This is a genomic window from Streptomyces odontotermitis (assembly GCF_050510915.1).
Classification (GTDB): Bacteria; Actinomycetota; Actinomycetes; order Streptomycetales; family Streptomycetaceae; genus Streptomyces.
This window is the reverse complement of sequence record NZ_JBNJLS010000002.1, coordinates 859,871-877,234: the sequence shown is the minus strand read 5'-3', so window position 1 is coordinate 877,234 and position 17,364 is coordinate 859,871. Positions and strand designations below refer to the sequence as shown.

Annotated in this window: 14 protein-coding genes; 1 reads left to right on the top strand and 13 read right to left on the bottom strand. The window is 68.0% G+C overall.

What is annotated here, in order from left to right:
• The first annotated feature begins 7 nt into the window (after positions 1-7).
• Positions 8-1,141: a hypothetical protein gene (locus tag ACQB60_RS10155; RefSeq protein WP_496925514.1), complete on the top strand. Its 1,134-nt coding sequence runs from the start codon at positions 8-10 to the stop codon at positions 1,139-1,141.
• A gap of 112 nt (positions 1,142-1,253) precedes the next feature.
• Here the strand turns inward: ACQB60_RS10155 and ACQB60_RS10150 are convergent, their stop codons facing one another.
• The 13 genes from ACQB60_RS10150 to ACQB60_RS10090 all read right to left on the bottom strand — a co-directional run bounded on the left by ACQB60_RS10150 (position 1,254) and on the right by ACQB60_RS10090 (position 17,284).
• Complete coding sequence (locus ACQB60_RS10150) at positions 1,254-1,472, bottom strand: hypothetical protein (protein ID WP_496925513.1); 219 nt, start codon at positions 1,470-1,472, stop codon at positions 1,254-1,256.
• A 37-nt stretch (positions 1,473-1,509) separates the two neighbouring features.
• Entirely contained in the window at positions 1,510-3,144 is a 1,635-nt protein-coding gene (locus ACQB60_RS10145) for an immunity 49 family protein (RefSeq protein WP_496925512.1), read from the bottom strand.
• Between the two features lie 293 nt (positions 3,145-3,437).
• A complete protein-coding gene (locus tag ACQB60_RS10140; RefSeq protein WP_496925511.1) occupies positions 3,438-4,265 on the bottom strand; it encodes a hypothetical protein in 828 nt (275 codons plus the stop codon).
• Between the two features lie 387 nt (positions 4,266-4,652).
• Positions 4,653-6,065 carry a DUF6177 family protein gene (locus ACQB60_RS10135; RefSeq protein WP_496925510.1) on the bottom strand — a complete coding sequence of 471 codons (1,413 nt, stop codon included), beginning with the start codon at positions 6,063-6,065 and terminating at the stop codon, positions 4,653-4,655.
• Positions 6,062-10,159 carry a type VII secretion protein EccCb gene (gene eccCb / locus ACQB60_RS10130; protein WP_496925509.1) on the bottom strand — a complete coding sequence of 1,366 codons (4,098 nt, stop codon included), beginning with the start codon at positions 10,157-10,159 and terminating at the stop codon, positions 6,062-6,064. Before eccCb ends, ACQB60_RS10135 begins: the two co-directional genes overlap by 4 nt.
• Entirely contained in the window at positions 10,156-10,998 is an 843-nt protein-coding gene (locus ACQB60_RS10125) for a CpaE/TadZ family protein (RefSeq protein ID WP_496925508.1), read from the bottom strand. The genes eccCb and ACQB60_RS10125 overlap by 4 nt, the downstream gene beginning before the upstream one ends.
• 401 nt (positions 10,999-11,399) lie before the next feature.
• Entirely contained in the window at positions 11,400-12,740 is a 1,341-nt protein-coding gene (gene eccD / locus ACQB60_RS10120) for a type VII secretion integral membrane protein EccD (protein ID WP_496925507.1), read from the bottom strand.
• 68 nt (positions 12,741-12,808) lie between these two features.
• Positions 12,809-13,090 carry a hypothetical protein gene (locus ACQB60_RS10115; RefSeq protein ID WP_496925506.1) on the bottom strand — a complete coding sequence of 94 codons (282 nt, stop codon included), beginning with the start codon at positions 13,088-13,090 and terminating at the stop codon, positions 12,809-12,811.
• Between the two features lie 67 nt (positions 13,091-13,157).
• The gene (locus tag ACQB60_RS10110; RefSeq protein WP_496925505.1) at positions 13,158-13,931 is read right to left on the bottom strand and encodes a hypothetical protein; all 774 of its coding nucleotides are present in this window, start codon (positions 13,929-13,931) and stop codon (positions 13,158-13,160) included.
• Positions 13,932-13,950: 19 nt separating this feature from the next.
• Positions 13,951-16,074: a hypothetical protein gene (locus ACQB60_RS10105; RefSeq protein ID WP_496925504.1), complete on the bottom strand. Its 2,124-nt coding sequence runs from the start codon at positions 16,072-16,074 to the stop codon at positions 13,951-13,953.
• Positions 16,071-16,469 (bottom strand): DUF6507 family protein, encoded by a 399-nt coding sequence (locus ACQB60_RS10100; RefSeq protein WP_496925503.1) that lies wholly within the window; start codon positions 16,467-16,469, stop codon positions 16,071-16,073. Before ACQB60_RS10100 ends, ACQB60_RS10105 begins: the two co-directional genes overlap by 4 nt.
• A gap of 83 nt (positions 16,470-16,552) precedes the next feature.
• Complete coding sequence (locus ACQB60_RS10095; RefSeq protein WP_496925502.1) at positions 16,553-16,864, bottom strand: pore-forming ESAT-6 family protein; 312 nt, start codon at positions 16,862-16,864, stop codon at positions 16,553-16,555.
• 90 nt (positions 16,865-16,954) lie between these two features.
• Positions 16,955-17,284, bottom strand: a complete 330-nt coding sequence (locus tag ACQB60_RS10090) for a hypothetical protein (RefSeq protein ID WP_496925501.1) — start codon at positions 17,282-17,284, stop codon at positions 16,955-16,957.
• Positions 17,285-17,364 lie beyond the last annotated feature (80 nt).

Sequence of the window (17,364 nt, the reverse complement as noted above, 5' to 3'; positions counted from 1 at the left end):
AGGGGCTGTGAAGAGCGCTCCACATCTGCTGGCTGAAGACCGCCAGACGTACGAGAGCGTCCTCGACGAGGCGCTGCGCACCGCTTCTGACCGCCCCGAACTGGCCGGCCTCGGCCAGCGGCTCAATCCAGAACAGCTGCGCACCATGGCGTTGAACGCGACCGCCCTCATCGCGGCAGCCGCAGCGTCGGAGTACGACCACTACGTGCGGGTTCGTGAGGAACAGCGCGGTACGGCGATCCAACACGAGCCGTCATACACGACATGCGGATCACCTAACCCGGCCTCCTCCGCCCCGGCCCCGTCCGTCCACCCGGCAGCGGCAGGCCGCCGCGCACGAGCCAGCCTGGGGCGTCGTCTCGCCCAAACCGTTCTCGGCACGCGACAATCCGAAGGCCCGTGGGCCAGCGGCGGAGTAGCTCCGCAACGGTGGGCCGGGATGTCTTACGGCCGTCGCCTGCTGGCAGCGATTATCGGCCTGCGCGTTCGCCCCGAAGCGCCGACGGGGGCGGGGGCACGGCCACCGCACACGCCCGCACAACCGCCGGCCGCCTGTACCCGGCGGACCAGGCGCGAAGCAAAGTCCGACGGGATAACGGAAGTGGTAGGCCCTGGACTCCTCGCCGTCATGCTCGTGCTCGCCCCAGTCCTCGCCGGATGCGCAGCCGTGCTCTTCTTCCTCGTCGGCCTCCTCCTAATGCTGCTCAAACCCACACCGGCCATCGCTGACCACCTGGTGGGGGCCGGTTGGGTATTCACGGCGCTGACCGGCGCGAGCATTCTCGTCGCGGTGGCCGGACTACTTATGTCAGCTCTGCGCAATGGCTCGACCTCGTTGCAGACAAGCGCAGACGGCAGAGCCAACGAGGCGGTGGACCGGGCCAGAGAAGCGTGGGAGACGGCGCTGCTGGAGCGAGGCATCATGCCGTTCTTGAGGCACGCGCTCGCGGACCCCTCCTACGACAGCCCTCGGCGGTACGGCCGGGAAGGATCCGCGGGCCGTATGCCTCAACTCGGCTACAACAGGCCCGGGTTCAGTAGCCCGGATGGCGAAAGCACTGCCACCGGACAGCGCCCGAGCTTCTCAAGCCCGGACTTCTCAAGCCCGGACTATGGAGGGTCGGATCACCTGCCGGAGTGATTCGACGAGGCCAGCGGGTCCAGCGCGCCTTCTGACAACTGGCTCGGTGCACAAGGGAAGTGGCGATACGGCTTCCCGGCGCGCATATTTTGTCTGGCTGGCGACGACGGACCTACACGTTCATCGGGCGGCCGCCGTAGCCCTCCGTCTTGAGCCGAGACTCTTCACCGACGTAGCAGCCGATCAGCAGCGGATCACCGGGCCGCAACACCCGCGGGAAGTGCGCGAGGACCACGCTGATTTCGTCATCGTGGACGTGGCTGCGCGAGTACCAGGCGATCAGACCGGCCGTTGAGACGCCGGCGAAAGCGAGGTCCCTTTCGCCGTACACGTGGCCGGTGCCGGCGCGTACGGCGTCGAGGACACCTTTACAAAGGGTTGGCGGCCTGGAGAAGTCGAGCCGGCAGGTAGGGGGACGAGATGTGGATGTTCCAGCCTCTGCGGCGCGCGTGGCAGGTCAGGGCCAGGATGTGAAGGTTGACCGCGGCATCGGAGTCCTCTGCCCGGTCGGCCAAACGGTAGTGGTCGCGATGGGCTTCGAGAGCGTCGAGGAGGGCGAGGTTGAAGCTCTCTTCGTCGCCCTCGACAAGTTGGGAGAGCAGGATGGTGGGCGGGGGCAAGTAACTCCCGCCCTGGGCCTTCGCGCAGTCGTGGACGGCGCGCTCCGTGGCCGCTTCGGGGTCCCCGCTGCGTAGGTAGTCGTGGAGGGCTTGGTAGTACGACGCGTAGGCGGAACCGTCGGCGAGTAGCGTCGGATCGATCAGAACCAGGGTGGCCAAGTCCTCACGAGTCCCCGTGATGAGCGCGAAGTTGACTGCGGTGAGCCAACGCCAGGCACCGGTGTAGTGCGAGTCGTGACTGGCTTCGCCGCGGGCGGCACGGAAGGCTCCGGCCCCCAACCTCGAGGCCAGTGTGAGATTCTCCCACTGCTCGTCGGTGATGTCGGACGTCAGCGTGGAACGCCACCGGAACAGCAGTTCCTGGTCGTGCATGGCGTCCGACCAATCCGCGGCAGAAACCGGTTCCTTGCGGTTCGGGTCGAGAACCTCCTTCGTGCTCCCTTCGAGCCAGGCCACGTTGTCGTCCGTGAGTACCTTGGGGTGTTCCGGCCGCTCGAACTGCACACTTCCTGAAGTGAGGTGAGCTACTGCGTCCGGGCGTCGGTTGCTGCCGAAGGCACCCACCCGCGGCCTGGATTCCTCGAACCCGGTGACCAGCGCACGCGGCAGATAGTCCGTCTGAACCGGTAGCGACCAGCCCTTGCGGCGGTAGGCGAGCGCGGCAAGAGCGAGCGGGAGGAGCGGGAGGAGGGTTCGGGGCTCCGCGCCGGGACCGGGCGTGGTGCTGTGGGACAGCAGCAGATTGGTCAGCGCGGAGCGGAAGGCTTCCTGTTCACCGGCAGACAAGGCGCGCAGCGCAAACAGCGCAGTGGTGTGCGGGTGGTCGAGGAAGGCGTGGTCGCTTGCGTTGTCCAGGGCGTGAATCCGGCTGATCGCCGCGTCGATCGCCGCAATCTTCTCTTCCTTGGATGGGGGATAGCTGGAGTCGTCTCCGGTGTCTCCGATCACGTACGCCATGAGGCCGTTGATCAGCTCGACCGGGGGGCGCCCGGCCGCGCCCTCCTGGGGCTCTTCGCGGCCGAAATGGAATGCCTCGCCATGGTGTTCTGTCTTGTCGACCAGGATCGACAGGCAGAAGGCGTCGAGCCATTCACCTGCGGTGACGGATTCTCGGCAGTCGTCCGGGTCTGTCTCGGAGGCCGGCTCGACGTCGTAGCTCATCCCGAAGTTCACGTAGCTGAGGAAGATCGTGAAGTAGCTGTACGGGTAGTACGCGGCGTACGACACAGCCCCGGTAGCCGCCTCGGCGGCGTCCTGAAGGATCGCTTTGGCCTCCGGCGTGTTGAGATCGGGAGTCTCGGCGGAGAGCGCGCCCAGGTAGTCGAGGAACTCCTCCGAGATCAGCTGCCAGTCGTACGTGCCCATCCGGCTGGCCTTCGACATGGAGTTGACCATCGAGCCGATCCTGTTGGGGAAGTCGTCACGGGCTGCCGAAATCGCTGCTTCGCCCACTCGGTGTCGTTCTATGTGCACTGTGCCGCGCTCCGTGTTCTCAGTATTCGTCAGCCGGTTCGATGGCTGAGGTCCAAGCGGTCGTTGAAATGTTTGAGGTGGTGTCAGACGAATGCGGCGATGCCGCTATCGGGCCGAGAGCGCAAGACTCGTTCCCAGGCTGGCCGATCCCGGTGCTGTTGGTCGGTGGGAGACACTCCGCGCGGGCGAGGACGGAATCCTCGTCACCGTCTGTTGACGGTGACCCGCCAGGTGATCGTCGGAGCGTCGAGAGTGTCGCCCTTGTAGGTGATGCTGGCGGGTCGGTCGCCCTTGGGCAGCATGAAGACGGAGCACAGGGTGACGGAGCGTTTGGGGACCACCATCTTGTCCGGCACGGCCTCGGGGCACTGGGCGACACCGGGACCGCCGACGCTGAGCAGCATCATCTTCTGGACGGGCTGCCCTCCAGCGGTGTTGAGGACGACGCCGTCCGGCATCTGCGGCAACAGGTCGTGCTTGCCGGTGTTGCGGAAGTCGATCGTGACGTAATAGGGCACCAGCTTCTTCTGGTCCTCGTCCAGATCGAAGTGGCCCAGATCGGTGATGGCTCCGGCGCGCACGCTCTTGGGGGTGGCGCGTACCGCGACCGGGCGGCTTTTGCTGTCCGTCCATACGGAGTCGGCGGACTTGTGTGCGGGCAGGACGCCGTCGGACACCTCACTCGTGTCGCCGTCACTGCCCCCCTTGCCCTTCTTCCCCTTGGCGACCTGCCACAGGAGCGTGCCGCTGTCGTCACCCGTGTACGAGACGGAGGCGGGCGTCGCCTCCTTGGGCAGCATGAAGGTCTGGCAGACCTCTGCTGTGTCACCCGGCGCCAGCGCGCGGATCGGGGGTCCGTCGCAAGGGAGCGGCACGTCACGGCTTGCCAGGCCGCCTTGGTTCTGCAGGGCGAGCTGCTTGCCTGCCTGGCCGTTCGCGCCCGCCACGGAGAAGTCGCTGATGAGGTCGGGCTGGGACATCTCCGTCTTGCCGGTGTTGGTGTAGGAGACGGTGAGGTAGTAGGGAGTCATGTCAGCAACATCGCCGGAGAGCTGGACACCGGAAAAGTCGGCTGTGGTGCCGCGCTCCAGGCTCTTGGCCGTGAGTTTGACCGGAAACGTGTAGGTGCCGCGATCCGGGCCGCGTCCTGTCCATGTCGTCTTGTGAGTGGCCGACTTCAGCGGCAGGGGACGTGGATGAGCGGCGGCCGGGCTGGCTTCGGACTCGGGCGATGCGCTAGCGCCGGACTGGTGGCCCTTGTCGTCGGAGTCACTGCTGCCACAAGCCGCGAGAAGCAGGACGAGTGCGACGGTCGCGCCCGTGGCCAACGACCGTTGTCTGTGCGTGCGCATGGTGTCTCCGATGCCGTGTGAGTGGTGGAGTTCGAGGGAGCAGCTGCCTCGGCCGCATGTGCGGAGCTACGCCTTGCTGAGGTGAGTGGTGAGTTGCTGAAGGGCCGCCCACGCCTGAGTGTCAGTGCCGTCGCCGAGGTGGTAGTGCAGGGCGGGGTCGGCGGCCGGTCCGAGGCGGATCGGGGTGAGGTCGTGGGGCAGGTGCTGGGCGTGGGTGAGGCCGACCTCCCGCACCGCCTCAGGACCGAGCGTGAAGCTATGAGGAATGGGCGGGGCCTCAAAGACGGGAAGTGTCGTGAGGTCGCGACGCGCGGTGCGCAGCGAGGTGAGCATGGAGAGCAAGTTGTGCTCTGCCGCGAGAGTGGTCGCGAGGTTTTCGATCATGGCGAGGGGCGGGGTTTCGTCCTCGCCGTAGCCAAGGGTGAGCGTGATGTGTTCCTCGACCCCGGCCGTGGTGCGCGTGACCTGGAGCGTGGCCTGGGCGGGGCCGTGGTCAGGGTGGCCGAGGGCGAGGAGGAGGGTGGGGCGAGGGGCCCGGCTGCGGGCGAAGTCCGTCAACTGCCGCGTGGACCAGGGGAGGTTGATGGGTTCAGACGTGCCCCAGCCGGCCGGGGGCGCCCCCGTGAGGTGCTGGAAGGCCGTTTCCAGGGCGTGGCCGAGCGTGAGGTCCGCGGTTGGCGGGTGCGCGGTGCGGATCGAGACGATCAGCTGCCGTTCGCCTGAGTCGGTGTCGGGCTTGAACGCGGGTGCCGGAAGGGCGTCGCTGTCCTCATCCCGTACGGGAGTGAAGGCGCCCTCCCGCCATCGGAGTTGAGCTCCGCTCAGGCCGTCGTAGAAGCCGTGCTCCGGGTGCTGGACGACCCAGCGGTTGGGGTGGCCGTGCAGGGCCGTGCGGGCTGCCGACGTGAGGCGGGTGTGGGGCGGGGTGACGAGGTGGAGGGCGCGGTCGGATTCCGCTGCGGTGCGCACCGCATCGGCCAGCCACGTCGTCATCGCGATCACGGGGCGGTCCTGCATCACGACGGCCGCCTTGTCGGTGAGAGCGTCGACGGCGGGTGGTGCGGTGGGGTCCGCGGGCGGGGCTGTGGCGAGGTCGGTGGTGAGGGGGACGACGTCCGTGTGGGCAGCCTCCGGGGGCCAGACCGTGCCGTTCAGGACCGTGGCGACGCGGCCGGCGAAGGAGCCCGCGAGGCGTTCGGCCTCAGGGATGGAGGTGGTGGCGCGGGCCTCGGTCCACCAGAACGGGCCGTCAGGGAGCGGGACTTGGTCGCCGAGGAGGCGGGGGGCCTCGCTGGGGTGGTGGACGAGTTGCGGTGCCTCGACGGCGACGAGGGGGCGGCCGTCGGGTGCGCAGAGCTGGACGACGGCGCCCTCAGCCACGCTGTGCACGCCCAGGTCGGGGCCGCCCGCGAACAGGCCCGCGAGGATCGTGTTGATGTCGGGCATGGTCGGGGTGAGGGTGATGACGTCCTTGGTCACGACTGTTCTGCGTCTTCCGGTTCTGGCTTGTCGGCTTCGTCAGTTACGGCGGTTTGGATGAGTTGGTGGCGGCGTCCCCGGCGGACGAGCGTGCCGCGGCCCGGCGGTTGCGCGGAGGCGTAGAGGCCGGGGAACAGCTGGCCCTCGGTGCGGTCGCCGCTCATGAGGAGGGCGGTGGTGCCGGTCTCGCGCAGCGTGGTCAGGAACGGCTCGTACAGCGCTCGCGAGGCACCGGCGGCGCGGCGGGCGACGATGAAGTGCAGGCCGATGTCCTGGGCGGAGGAGATGTAGGGAAGGAAGGGTGTGAGGGGTTGTTGGCCTGCGGTGGTGAGGATGTCGTAGTCGTCGATGAGGATGACGATGCGCGGGCCGGTGAAGGAGGGCTCGGACGGCATGGACATCTCGTCGGGGTCGGCGGTCTCCGGGAGGCGCTTGTCGAGTTCGCCCGCGATGCCGGTGGCGAGGGCCTGGGCGAGTTTGGCGTTGTGGGCGTAGCCGCCGCGGTAGGGCTCGGGGATGACGCCGCGCAGCCCGCGGCGCGGGTCGAAGACGCCGAAGACCAGCTCGCTGTCGCTGTGGCGGGCGGTGAGCTGGCGGGATATGTGCTTGAGCAGGTTGGTCTTGCCGCATTCGTTGTCGCCGAGGATCAGCAGGTGCTGGTCGGACCCGAACAGGTCCAGGAGCGCGGGCGCGAGGGTGTCCTGGTCGACGCCGAGGGGGATGCGGGAGGGTTCGGCGTGCGGGGTGGGGAGCTTCGCGGCGGGCAGCTGCGTGGGCAGTACCCGTACGGGCGCGGCAAGTTCACCGTGCCAGGTGGCGCGGATCGTGCGCGCCGCCTCCTCCAGAGCCTCGCCCAGGCCGTGAGCGGCCGCGGCGGCGTCGATGCGCGGCAGTGCCGTCTGCGCGAACAGCTTGCCCTCGGTCAAGGCGCGGCCCGGAGTGTCGGGGGAGAGCGTCTCGGAGAGCTTGCGGTCGACGGAGGAGTCGGCAGGATCGTTCAGGCGCAGCTCGATGCGGGAGCCGAACATCGACTGGGTGGCGATGCGCACGTCGTTCCAGCGCAGCATGCCGGCCACGACATGGATGCCGTAGCCGCCGCCGCGCTTGAGGAGGTCGGCGATCGAGTCGTCGAGCTCGTTGAACTCCTCGCGCAGGGCGCCGAAGCCGTCGATGAGCAGCACGACGTCGGTGGAGCCGAGCTCGGTCAGCTGTCCCTGGGCGCGCAGGCGGCGCAGCTGGTCGACGGAGTCGATGCCGTGGGTGCGGAACAGCTCTTCGCGGGTGGCGAGTTGGGCGGTCACCTCGGCGACGGTGCGGGCGGCGCGTTCGTGGTCGGCACGGCCCGCGATGCCGCCCACGTGCGGCAGGCCGGACAGTGCGGACAGGCCGCCGCCCGCCAGATCGAGGCCGTAGACGGCGACGTCGCGGGGCGTGTGGGTGAGCGCCAGGGAGAGGGCGAGGGTGCGCAGCAGCGTGGTCTTGCCGGTCTGTGGGCCGCCTATGACGGCGGTGTGGCCACCAGCGACGGTCAGGTCGTGGAACCAGGGGGCCTGCCACTGCTTGGCGGGGTCGTCGAGGACGCCGAGGGGGACGCGCATGAGCCGCCCGTGCCCCTGGGGCTGCCCGTGGGCCTGCCGGTCCAGGGTGCCACGGCTGGCGCGCGTGCCGCCGCCACCGGCCAGGTGCAGGCCGTCGGCGTCGGCCTGCACCGGTCCTGCCGACTGGTCGAGCGTGACCGTCTCGGGCAGCGGCGGCAGCCAGATGCGGCGTACCGGCGGTGCGGCGGTGGTGAGTTGGTCGACCATCACCGACAGGGTGGTGGGACCGGTCTCGCGCTCCCGCATCGTCGGGGTGGGACCGGCTGCCTCACCCTGCGCGCTGTGCGGGCTGCCGGTGTTGTACGTGGGATACGGCCAGGCCAGCGGCTCGTCATCGTCCTGAGCCCTCAGGGCAGGTCCCCGGTAGGCCCCGGAGACGTAACCCGCCTTGAAGCGTTCGTACGTCGATGTGTCGACCTTCAGGTAGCCGAAGCCTGGCAGCGGCGGCAGCTGGAAGGCGTCCACCGTGTCCAGGACGGTGCGGGACTCGTCCGCGGAGAAGGTGCGCAGGCCGAGCCGGTAGGACAGATACGTCTCCAGGCCCTTGAGCTTGCCGGACTCGATGCGCTGGCTGGACAGCAGCAGGTGCACGCCGATCGAGCGGCCGATGCGCCCGATGGACAGAAACAGGTCGATGAAGTCCGGCTTGGCGGTGAGGAGTTCACCGAACTCGTCGATGACCACGAACAGATGTGGCAGTGCCTCCAGGCCGAGCTCGGGGCGCTGGGCGCGCAGGGTGGCGTAATGCCCGATGTCGGCGATGTTCCCGGCATCCTTGAGTACCTGCTGGCGGCGCTTGACCTCGCCGGCGAGGCTGCTGTGGACGCGCTCGACGAGATCGGCCTGGTTCTCCAGGTTGGTGATGACCCCAGCCACGTGCGGCAGCTGCGCGAAGGGCGCGAAGGTGGCGCCGCCCTTGTAGTCGACCAGGACCATCGCCAGCTCCTCGGGCGAGTGCGTGGCGACCAGAGACAGAACCAGGGTGCGCAGCAGCTCGCTCTTGCCGGAGCCGGTGGCGCCCACGCACAGCCCGTGCGGGCCCATACCCAGCTCGGAGGACTCCTTGAGGTCCAACAGAACTGGCTCATGGCGGTCGTTGAGACCGATGGGCACGCGCAGGAAGTCCCGCTCGGAGCGCGGCGCCCACAGGTGAGTGAGGTCGAGCGCGGCCGGATCGTCGATGCCCAGCAGCTGCGGGAAGTCGACAGGACCGGAGATCGGCGCGCCCTCGCTCGCCGCCGACTCCGCGGACAGCCGCAGCGGCGCCAGCATCCGCGCCAGCCCCTCCGCGCCCGCGACACTCACCGCGTCGACGCTGCCCCGTCCGGGGATGGCGTCCGGGGTGCGCAGGTCCTCGACGGTGACCTGATCGCCGTTCACCGTGAGCCGGACACTGACCTCGTCCGGCTCATGCACCTGCTCCTGCAGCAGATGCAGCACGGTCAAACCCATGGTGGGAAGATCAACAGCCGTGTCCGGGCGCGGCAGTTCAGCTGCCGTCTCTCCGTACGAGTCGCTGATGACCAGCAGCCGGTCCGACAGCCGCAGCGCCTTCTTGTCGGAGAGCCCGCGTCGCACCTCCGCCGCGTACGAGGCCCGCCGCCGCAGATCGTGCGCGCCCTGCCGGGCCAGCTCCGCAAGGCTCGGCGCGATCCGCCGCGCGGCGACCGGACCGTCGTCCTCCAACGCGTCCAGCACATGCGGCAGCCACTTCGCCCACTCCCACGCCTCCAGCCGCCCACCCGGAACGGCCAGGGCAACGGCCACATCATCGGGCGCATGCGTCACGGCTGTCTGCACCAACAGGGCCCGAGCGACGCGCAGTACGGCCTCCCGGTCATCACCGACGACGCTGACGTTGCCCGCTCGGTCCAGGCCGGCCGTGAGCGGGAAGTCATTGGCGATGGCGAACCGGTGCTGCAGCGCCCGCGCCTCGTTCAGCATGAACGGATCGGGCGGGGTCAGCACGCCACTGCCCGAGTTCTGGCCGATGGCGAGGTCCTGCACGGGCACATCCCCGGTACCGACTCGCACCCGCAGAAAGTCCGCATCCGCCCGACGCCGCTCCCACAGCCGCGCCGGATCCCGTACGAGGTCGTAGAGCGCCTCCGGCGGCGGATTCAGCAACCGGGCCCGCTGCCGCAACTCCCTCTCCGCGGCGCCGAGTTCGACGCGCTGCTCCTCCACGTACTCCAGATACCGCTCCCGCTGCGTACGCCGGGTGCGCTGCGCCTTGCCCCGCTGGGACAGGAACAGCGCGACAGCCCCGAGCAGAGCGAAAACAAGCACGATCGCGCCGACAGCCGCGAACTGACTGTTACGGATGATCGTCATCATCACGACCGAACCCATCACGCCGGCCATGGGCAGCAGCGCGGTCGCGGCGTTGCCCATCTTGCCCTCGGGCAGATTCGGCGGCGGCTCGATGGTGCGCTGATCGGCAGCCTTGGGCGGCCGCGTGGAACGAGCCGGACGGTGTACGAGCTGCTGCGTCATCGCACCCGCACCGCCCGCTGCATCGCCTCCGCAGCCAACTGGACGGCCGCGTCACGGGAGCTCTGTCCGAGCATGCCGGTGTGGATGGGGCCTCCCTGGGCCAGATGACGGTCGTAAGGCAGCGGCACGACGGACACACCCGTCTCCCGCAAGTGCGCGGTCGCCGCTTTGAGATCAAGGGTCATGTCGGGGGAGTGGGCGGTCAGCGCCACCACCGTGGTCGCGAGCGCGGAGTGCGGCAGCTGAGCCAGCCAGTCAAGGACGACGCGAGTGCCGTTGACGCCTTCCGCGGTCATGGGCGCGACCACGACCCGGGCATGGGCGGTATCCATGGCGGTACGTGCGACCTCGCCGGGCAGGGTCTCGCAGTCCACAACGGTCACCGCGAAGTAGCGGCGCAGGGCGAGGGTGACTGTCCGATACGTCGGCACGTCCAGCGGCGCTCCGACGCGCCCCTGACTGGCGGGCAACAGCCACCCGCCATCGGCCACGGGCACCAAGTAGCCGGTGACGTCGGTCAATTGCATGGCGGGGGAGAGGAGATGGGCGAGTTCCGCGCACGACCAGCGCACCGACTCCGCGCCCATACGCACGGGCAGGGTGCCCAGCGCGGCATCGGCCTCCAGGGCGAGGACGGGGTCGTGCCGGTAGTGGTTGAAGGTGCGGGCGAGCAGCGCGGAAACGGTCGACTTGCCCACCCCGCCACGGATGGACGTCACCGCGATGACCCGCCCGGTGGTGACCGGCTGCTGCACTTCCTGTGCGAGCCGGGTCTGCTCGGCGACTTCCTGCCCGGCGGAAGAGGTGAGGCGGCGCAGGGAACGTCCGGTGCGGCGCACCGCGGTATCCCCGTGCTGAGGCGATCCCAGCGCGCGTGCGAGGCGCGGGTCGACGGTCGGTACGGATTCGGGCGCCACCATCGGGATACGGGGGTCCGGCATTCCGCGAGGTGCTCGCGGCGCGGGTTGGCCGGGTTGGCCGGGTTGAGGAGACTGGGAGGGCTGTGCATCTCGAGGACCCTGAGCCGACACCGGCGCACGACCTCCCGGCGTACGCGGGTCCGGGGCCACCGAGTCCGCAGTACTCGAATCGGGCCGAGCCCCCTGACCTGCCGCCCTTTCCTCCGAAGCCACCAGACGCAGCGCGGCGGTGGATTCCGCTGTGGCAGCCCCAAGCTCCCGCAGCACATCCCGCTGCCAGTCCGGCGTTCCAGCTCCAGCCACGACCACCACCCCTTCCCCTACGCGAAGGTGTCGAGCAGTCGCCCGTACACACCGAACACCCCAATGACCAGAGGCAACAGGGCAATCACCCCCACCGACTCCACCAGATCACCCACACGCCGCAGCCGGACCCGCACATGCTCCGCAGGCCGCACAGCCAGAACCCCGAGCGGCGCCAGCGCCAACACACCCAACACAGCGAGCGGCCCAGCCGCAGACGCAGAGCGCCCCAGCCACACCACAACCAGCCCGACAACGACCACGGCGGAGGCGATCAGCAACCCCACCACCTCACCCACCAACGGAAACGCCCGCGCCCTCAAGGCGAGCACCACCGCGCAGGCGACGGCCACCAACACGGTCCACACCGAAGGCGCCCGCAACACCAGCACGCCCGCCGCACCCGCCGACACAGCCAAGGCGACCGAGGCCAACGCCAGCCCACGATGAGCGGCGGCCAACGCGGCCCCCACCTTGTACCGACTCACCGACGCCCCACCCGAGCGCCGGTCATCAAGCCCCGACAACCCCGAAGCCATCAACGCAACTCGAGGCAGCACACCCAGCGCCACCACGGAAACGACAGTGAGCAAGGCCCCAACACGAGCCTGCTCGCTACCAGTCCCGGCCCCGCCCTGTACTCCTATGGCCGCTTCCCACAGCACCGCACACCCGGCCACGGCACCGGCGCCGACGAAGGCCCCGCGCCCCAACCCGGTAACCCACCCCAGGAGCGCCAACACCACCACAACGACCGCAGCCAGGCCGGCCAATCGCCCCCCACCGGACCAGCCATGCGCATCGGCAGCGGTCCAAGCACCGAGCACGCCCAAGGCTCCAGCGGCACACACGGCCGTGGCCGCCAACTCCGTCCGCCTCGACCGCCCCAACACACCGGCGCCAAGCCCGAACACCACAGCGCCACCGAACAGCGCGTTCCCGACCACTGCCAGCTCGAACTGCCCACGAGCCAAGACGCCCGCTACTACGACCCACACCACAACGGCAGCCCCGGCCACGACGGACCGAGCCTTCGCGCCCCACCGCCAGGCCCGCACATTCAGATCGTCCGCGGCCTCATCACTGACGTCATGCACGACGGGAGCGGAAGGCGCATCCTCAAGCCGCACCAAGCGCAGCACGGCACCATCGACGACGCCGGCCGACTCCAGCGTGCTGTCCTGGGCGAGCGCCGACCCATCGGCGGTCACCAGATGCCGCAACTCCGGCCGCCCACCCACCTGGTCGTCCAGCAGCCGCATCACCTCAGGCAGCAGCAGCCCGATGGGCTCCTGCGAGGGAAGCACGAGATCAACCCTCCGCCGCTCACCGACGAGAGTGACCCGACTCAACGCCACACGGCCCGTACTTCCCGTACGGCCCGTGGGACTCAGCGACCCCGCAGATATCACGCGTTAGAAACCAATCATCGAGAGGAAGGCGCCGTGGAAGGCGAAGACGACGCAGGCGAAGTAGGCACAGAGGAGCTGTAGGGGCTCTTCCCGATGAGCCGGTGCGAGACGAACGACCACCCTACGCACCCGGCACACAGCACCGCGGCGATCACCACTCCGGCGAGGACCTTCCCCCACCGCTCGTCAATTGTCCGCCGCTGCCGCTGCACACCGAACAGCAGGGCATCCCGGAGCCGTCGGCGTCGAACCGATACCGACTCCAACAGCTGGCTGTCGTAGTCCTGGGCTGCCACGGTTGTCCGCTTCTGTCGGCTTGATTTGTATACGTGTGTGCATTCAGCGAAGAGCTCTTGGAGGCAGCTAGGCGGTCCGGATGGCCTCCAATGCCATCCGGCTTACCTGCTCGTCACCGATGGAGCTGATGTACTCGCCAAGTTGCTTTACTTCTGGAGACTTCGATCGATGTAGCACTGTAACTGCGTGGACCAAGGTGCGGTGTGATGCGGCAACGTTCAGCACATGCATGACAAGCTCGGCAGCGATGGGGCCGTCGGCAAGGGCGGATGCGCTGGCCAGATCGACTAGTTGAGTGGCGAGGTCGAATTTATGCGGTTCGCCAACGGCTAGTTTCATCGCCCCCCGTCGTACCGTTTCCACGATGTTGTCAAGGATGGATCTGGCTGTTTCCTGGTCGAGGAGATCTCCGAGCTTGTCCTCGAAATACTCGCTGTCCGCGATGTCTACCAAGGAACGGAACGACTCGAGCCGTTGCGCAAGTGTCCCTTTGGACTCTGCGATTTCATCGCTGTCGCTGACGGCTACCGCGAGTTGTGCGAAGGTGCTGTCAACCGAGAATTTCCGGTCGATGAGGGTGTCGTACCACGGTGCGGTCTTGGGAGACTCGGCGATGTGCACCACTTTGTTGTACCCGGCAGACTCACCCCATGTCGTCAGCGCTACGCATGAGAGAAAGCGCTCCTTCGGTGGCGCTGCCAGGTCATTCATCAGGTTGGTGAGCCCCGGCACGCGGTCTTGATGACGTGGGTCATCAAGACCGTCGTAGATCAGCTCTTCCATGTCGGTCGTTGGTTCACCGTTGAAATCCGTGCCAAGTAGCTGCTTGAACTCACTCACCCGTGGTGCCCTTTCATGATCAACCGCCGTGTGGCCCGGTGATGTACTCGTGCGGGACGACGCCCTTGATCAGCCATTCTTCGTCGCGTGTGGTGTTCATCATGTCTACCATCCGCTGGGCAACCCGCTTTGTCTTACCCTTGCTGAGGCCCAATGATTGCGCGATCTCCTGTACCTCTGCGCGGGAGGAACCCGGCGGGACGGTGAGGTCGACATGGTGCCCGGCGATCCGGTCAGCGTCCGCCTGCAGCGCAGCCTGGACTTGCTCCGGGGAGTAGACGTCAACGCCCGTGACCCGACCCGAGGCGATGTCCCGTTCCAGTCTTGGCAGATCAATGATGATTTTGCCCGTACCAAAAGCCTTGGCGTCAGCTCCGTTGCGGCTGAGTGACGTATAGGGGCTGTCTGACTTACGGGGATCGCGGCCAACGATGTGATCGACGATCGTCGCCTCGCCGTCCGGGTTGGCGGGCACAAGGTCGCCGTCGCTATTGAGGTGCGACTTGCGCTGCCCTTTGTGATTATGCTCCGATCGGAAATTGTCGTCCTGGCGCATCAGGTGTGGCCGCTCATCGCCATGACCGACGTGCCTTGCCCCATGGTCCTGCCCACCGCCTCCGGATCCGTGGTGAGTCTCTGAACCTGCGGAGGCGGAACCGTCGTGATGTGGGCCGCTTCCGTTACTCGCTGTCGCATGGCCGCCGCCACCTCCTGATGCTGCGCCCGCCCCCGTGCCGGACGCCGAGGAGTGACCAGCTTGGTGAGGGAGCTTCCCACTTGCGTGGGCGGCTGCGCCTTCGGGTGCGCGGCCACCGATGCCTACGAGTTCAGGCTCGTGTGGCGTCTGAGTGGAGGGGGTGCGTTGGTCCGCGCGGGGCTCGACGAGGGCTGGTGTGGTGTCAGGGGTGCCGTTCTTGACGATGGTGACTTCGCCGTTACTGATGTGGAGTTCGGCGTTCTCGGCGTACTTCCACCTGGTGCTGACGGATCCGGTCTGCGGTACGTCGCCGACACCGGCCCGGATGCGAGCAGTTACTTCCGCGATCCGGGGTGCGTGGCGGGTGGTGGCCCCGATGGTCTTGGCGACCGCGCTGATGGGGTCGATGGCCTCGCCGACCTTGGCCACGGTGCCTGCTGTCTTGGCCACGCCTCCGGCCCTGGCCATCTTGGAGACGGCGGCGAGGGGACCCGAGGCGAGGGTGAGGCCGTTGAAGGCCAGGGTGGTGGCTGCCTTGTCGGGGTTGGTGGACCAGTCGTCCCAGCCGACCATGCCCTTGGCGAAGGCGAGGGGGTACGGGCGGCTCTCGTCGAGGAACTGCTTCACGCCGGGCTTGAGATCGTCTCGGTCGCCGCGCGGGTCGAGCAGGTAGGAGTCCACGCCCACGAAGACCCGCATCAGTCCCTCACGCGCGTACTTGCCGTCCTCGCCGGTATCGAAGAGGTCGTACAGGCCCGTGACGGTGCCAACCGCGAGGTCCTTGAAGTCGGTGCTGACGTTCTCTATGTGGTGCCCGACATCCCACTTGCTGTAGGTCCGGGTCTCAGGGGTCCCCCAGGGCAGCTCTTTGGCATGCTTGAGCGCGTCACCGGTATAGCCGTAGACCTTGGAACCGCGCGGGATCAAGGTGCCCTTGTCGCCCTGCGCTACGTACTGGGTGCCGCCCACCAACGCTGTGATCTTGTTGTTGGCGGCAATCTCCGCGGCGGTGAAAGCGCCTTTGGCTGCGGCGATCCCGTCCCAGATGCCCTGGTACTCGTCGATTTTGTCCTGGTCCTGGGTCCAGTCCTCGTCGATCTCGCCGCCGTCCGTCTTGAGGCCCGCCACGAAGGTGGTCACCTTGGCCTTGAGGTCGGCGAGCTTGGCCTTGATCGGTTCGACGGCACTGGCGTACTCGTCCAACGCCTCGGCGACTATCTCGACCTTGTCCGCGAACAGGTCCGCGCTGTCACGCACCGGGGCAGTGGAGGAGAACAGGTCTCCCGCCTCGGGAGCGTGGTAGAAGGCCGCCAGCGCCTGAAACTTGGTGTGCGCCGCGCTGCCCGCCCGGCGGATACCGGCGGCATTGGTCCGCAGCCCGGCGGCGTGCTGCTGCAGCTGGCCGAGGTCCCCGACGAAGTGAGGAACGTCTTCGGGAGTGATCACAGCTGGCCCCGCTTCAAGGCTCCCGGCATGTCCAGCGTCGGGTCGATGATGTTGGCCGCCTCACCCTGGATCGTGGCCGCCATGTGCAGGTCGCCCGTCTCGTAGGCGGCAGTCGCCAGCAACGCGCCGGTGACCGACTTGCCGGCTCGCTCGCCGATGAACTTCATTTCCTCGGCGGTGCCTTCGATGAACTCCACCAGTGCTGCGGCGACCAGACCGGTCGCCCGGCTGCTGCCGCCGCCCTCCGTCCCTGATACGAGAACGCCCGCGGATGCCGCGCTGCCCGCCATGTTCTTGCCGTACGCACCCTCGAGCTCGGCCAAGGCGTCCAGTACATCGGTCACGTGCGAGGTGACCCGGCGCACTCCGCCTGGCTCGATATCCCAATTAGGCATGCCAACCCCCTACTTCAACCCCGTGCCCCGTGTCCCCATGTGCGCGCTTGCCAGCGGCGAGACCTCGCCGACTACTTGGCTGTTCAGCCGATGTTGTTGACCGCTGCGCGTGCCCTGGCGAGCGTCGACTGCGCAGTGCCGTCGTTCTTCTCGAGGGTGGTGCGCACGAGGTGGATGATTTCGCGGACCTCGTGGGCGGCCTTGTGCCAGCGCACTTCCTTGCCGTGGTACTCGTCCGAGACACCGTCGGCCTGGTAATCGGCCATCGCGGCCTTCACCGCCTTGTCGCGGTCGGTGAGCACACGCTCCAGCTGGCCGATGATGAGGTGCAGGCCGCCCTGCACCTCGCTGGAAGCGCCGGTGTCGTACGAGCGGCGGTCCTGGTTTCCTGCCATGGCGGAACTCCCCGTGTTCGATGTCTGGTTGGCCACCCGGTCTCAGTGGTCCGGGCAGGCCGGATGTGTCGGTGCGGCGGCCGGGGCGGCTCAGCCGGAGAAGCGGGCGCCCTCGAAGTTGGCCAGGCCCATGTTCTGGTGGGCGTTGTCCGCCTGCTCCTGGTCACCCGAGCCGAACGCGACGTCCATGCCGGACTGACCGCCCAGGATCGAGGACAGCGACCCGTTCAGTGCCGCTGTGATCTCATCCGCGCGCGCCTTGAACGAGTCGAAGGTCGCCTTGCCCGACCCGTTGAACTTTCCCTCCAGCGGCTCCGCCGCCTGGATCAGAAGATGGATCAGCGTGCCCAGATCGTCGCTGGACCCGACCGTCTGCTTGCCGAGCGTCGCAAGGGTCGTGTCACCCATGTCGAACTTCATGAACCCACCCCGTAGTTCGCCAACCGAGGTGCGCACAGGAGGCGTTCACGCCGTCACATTGGTCACTGCGCGCACACGCG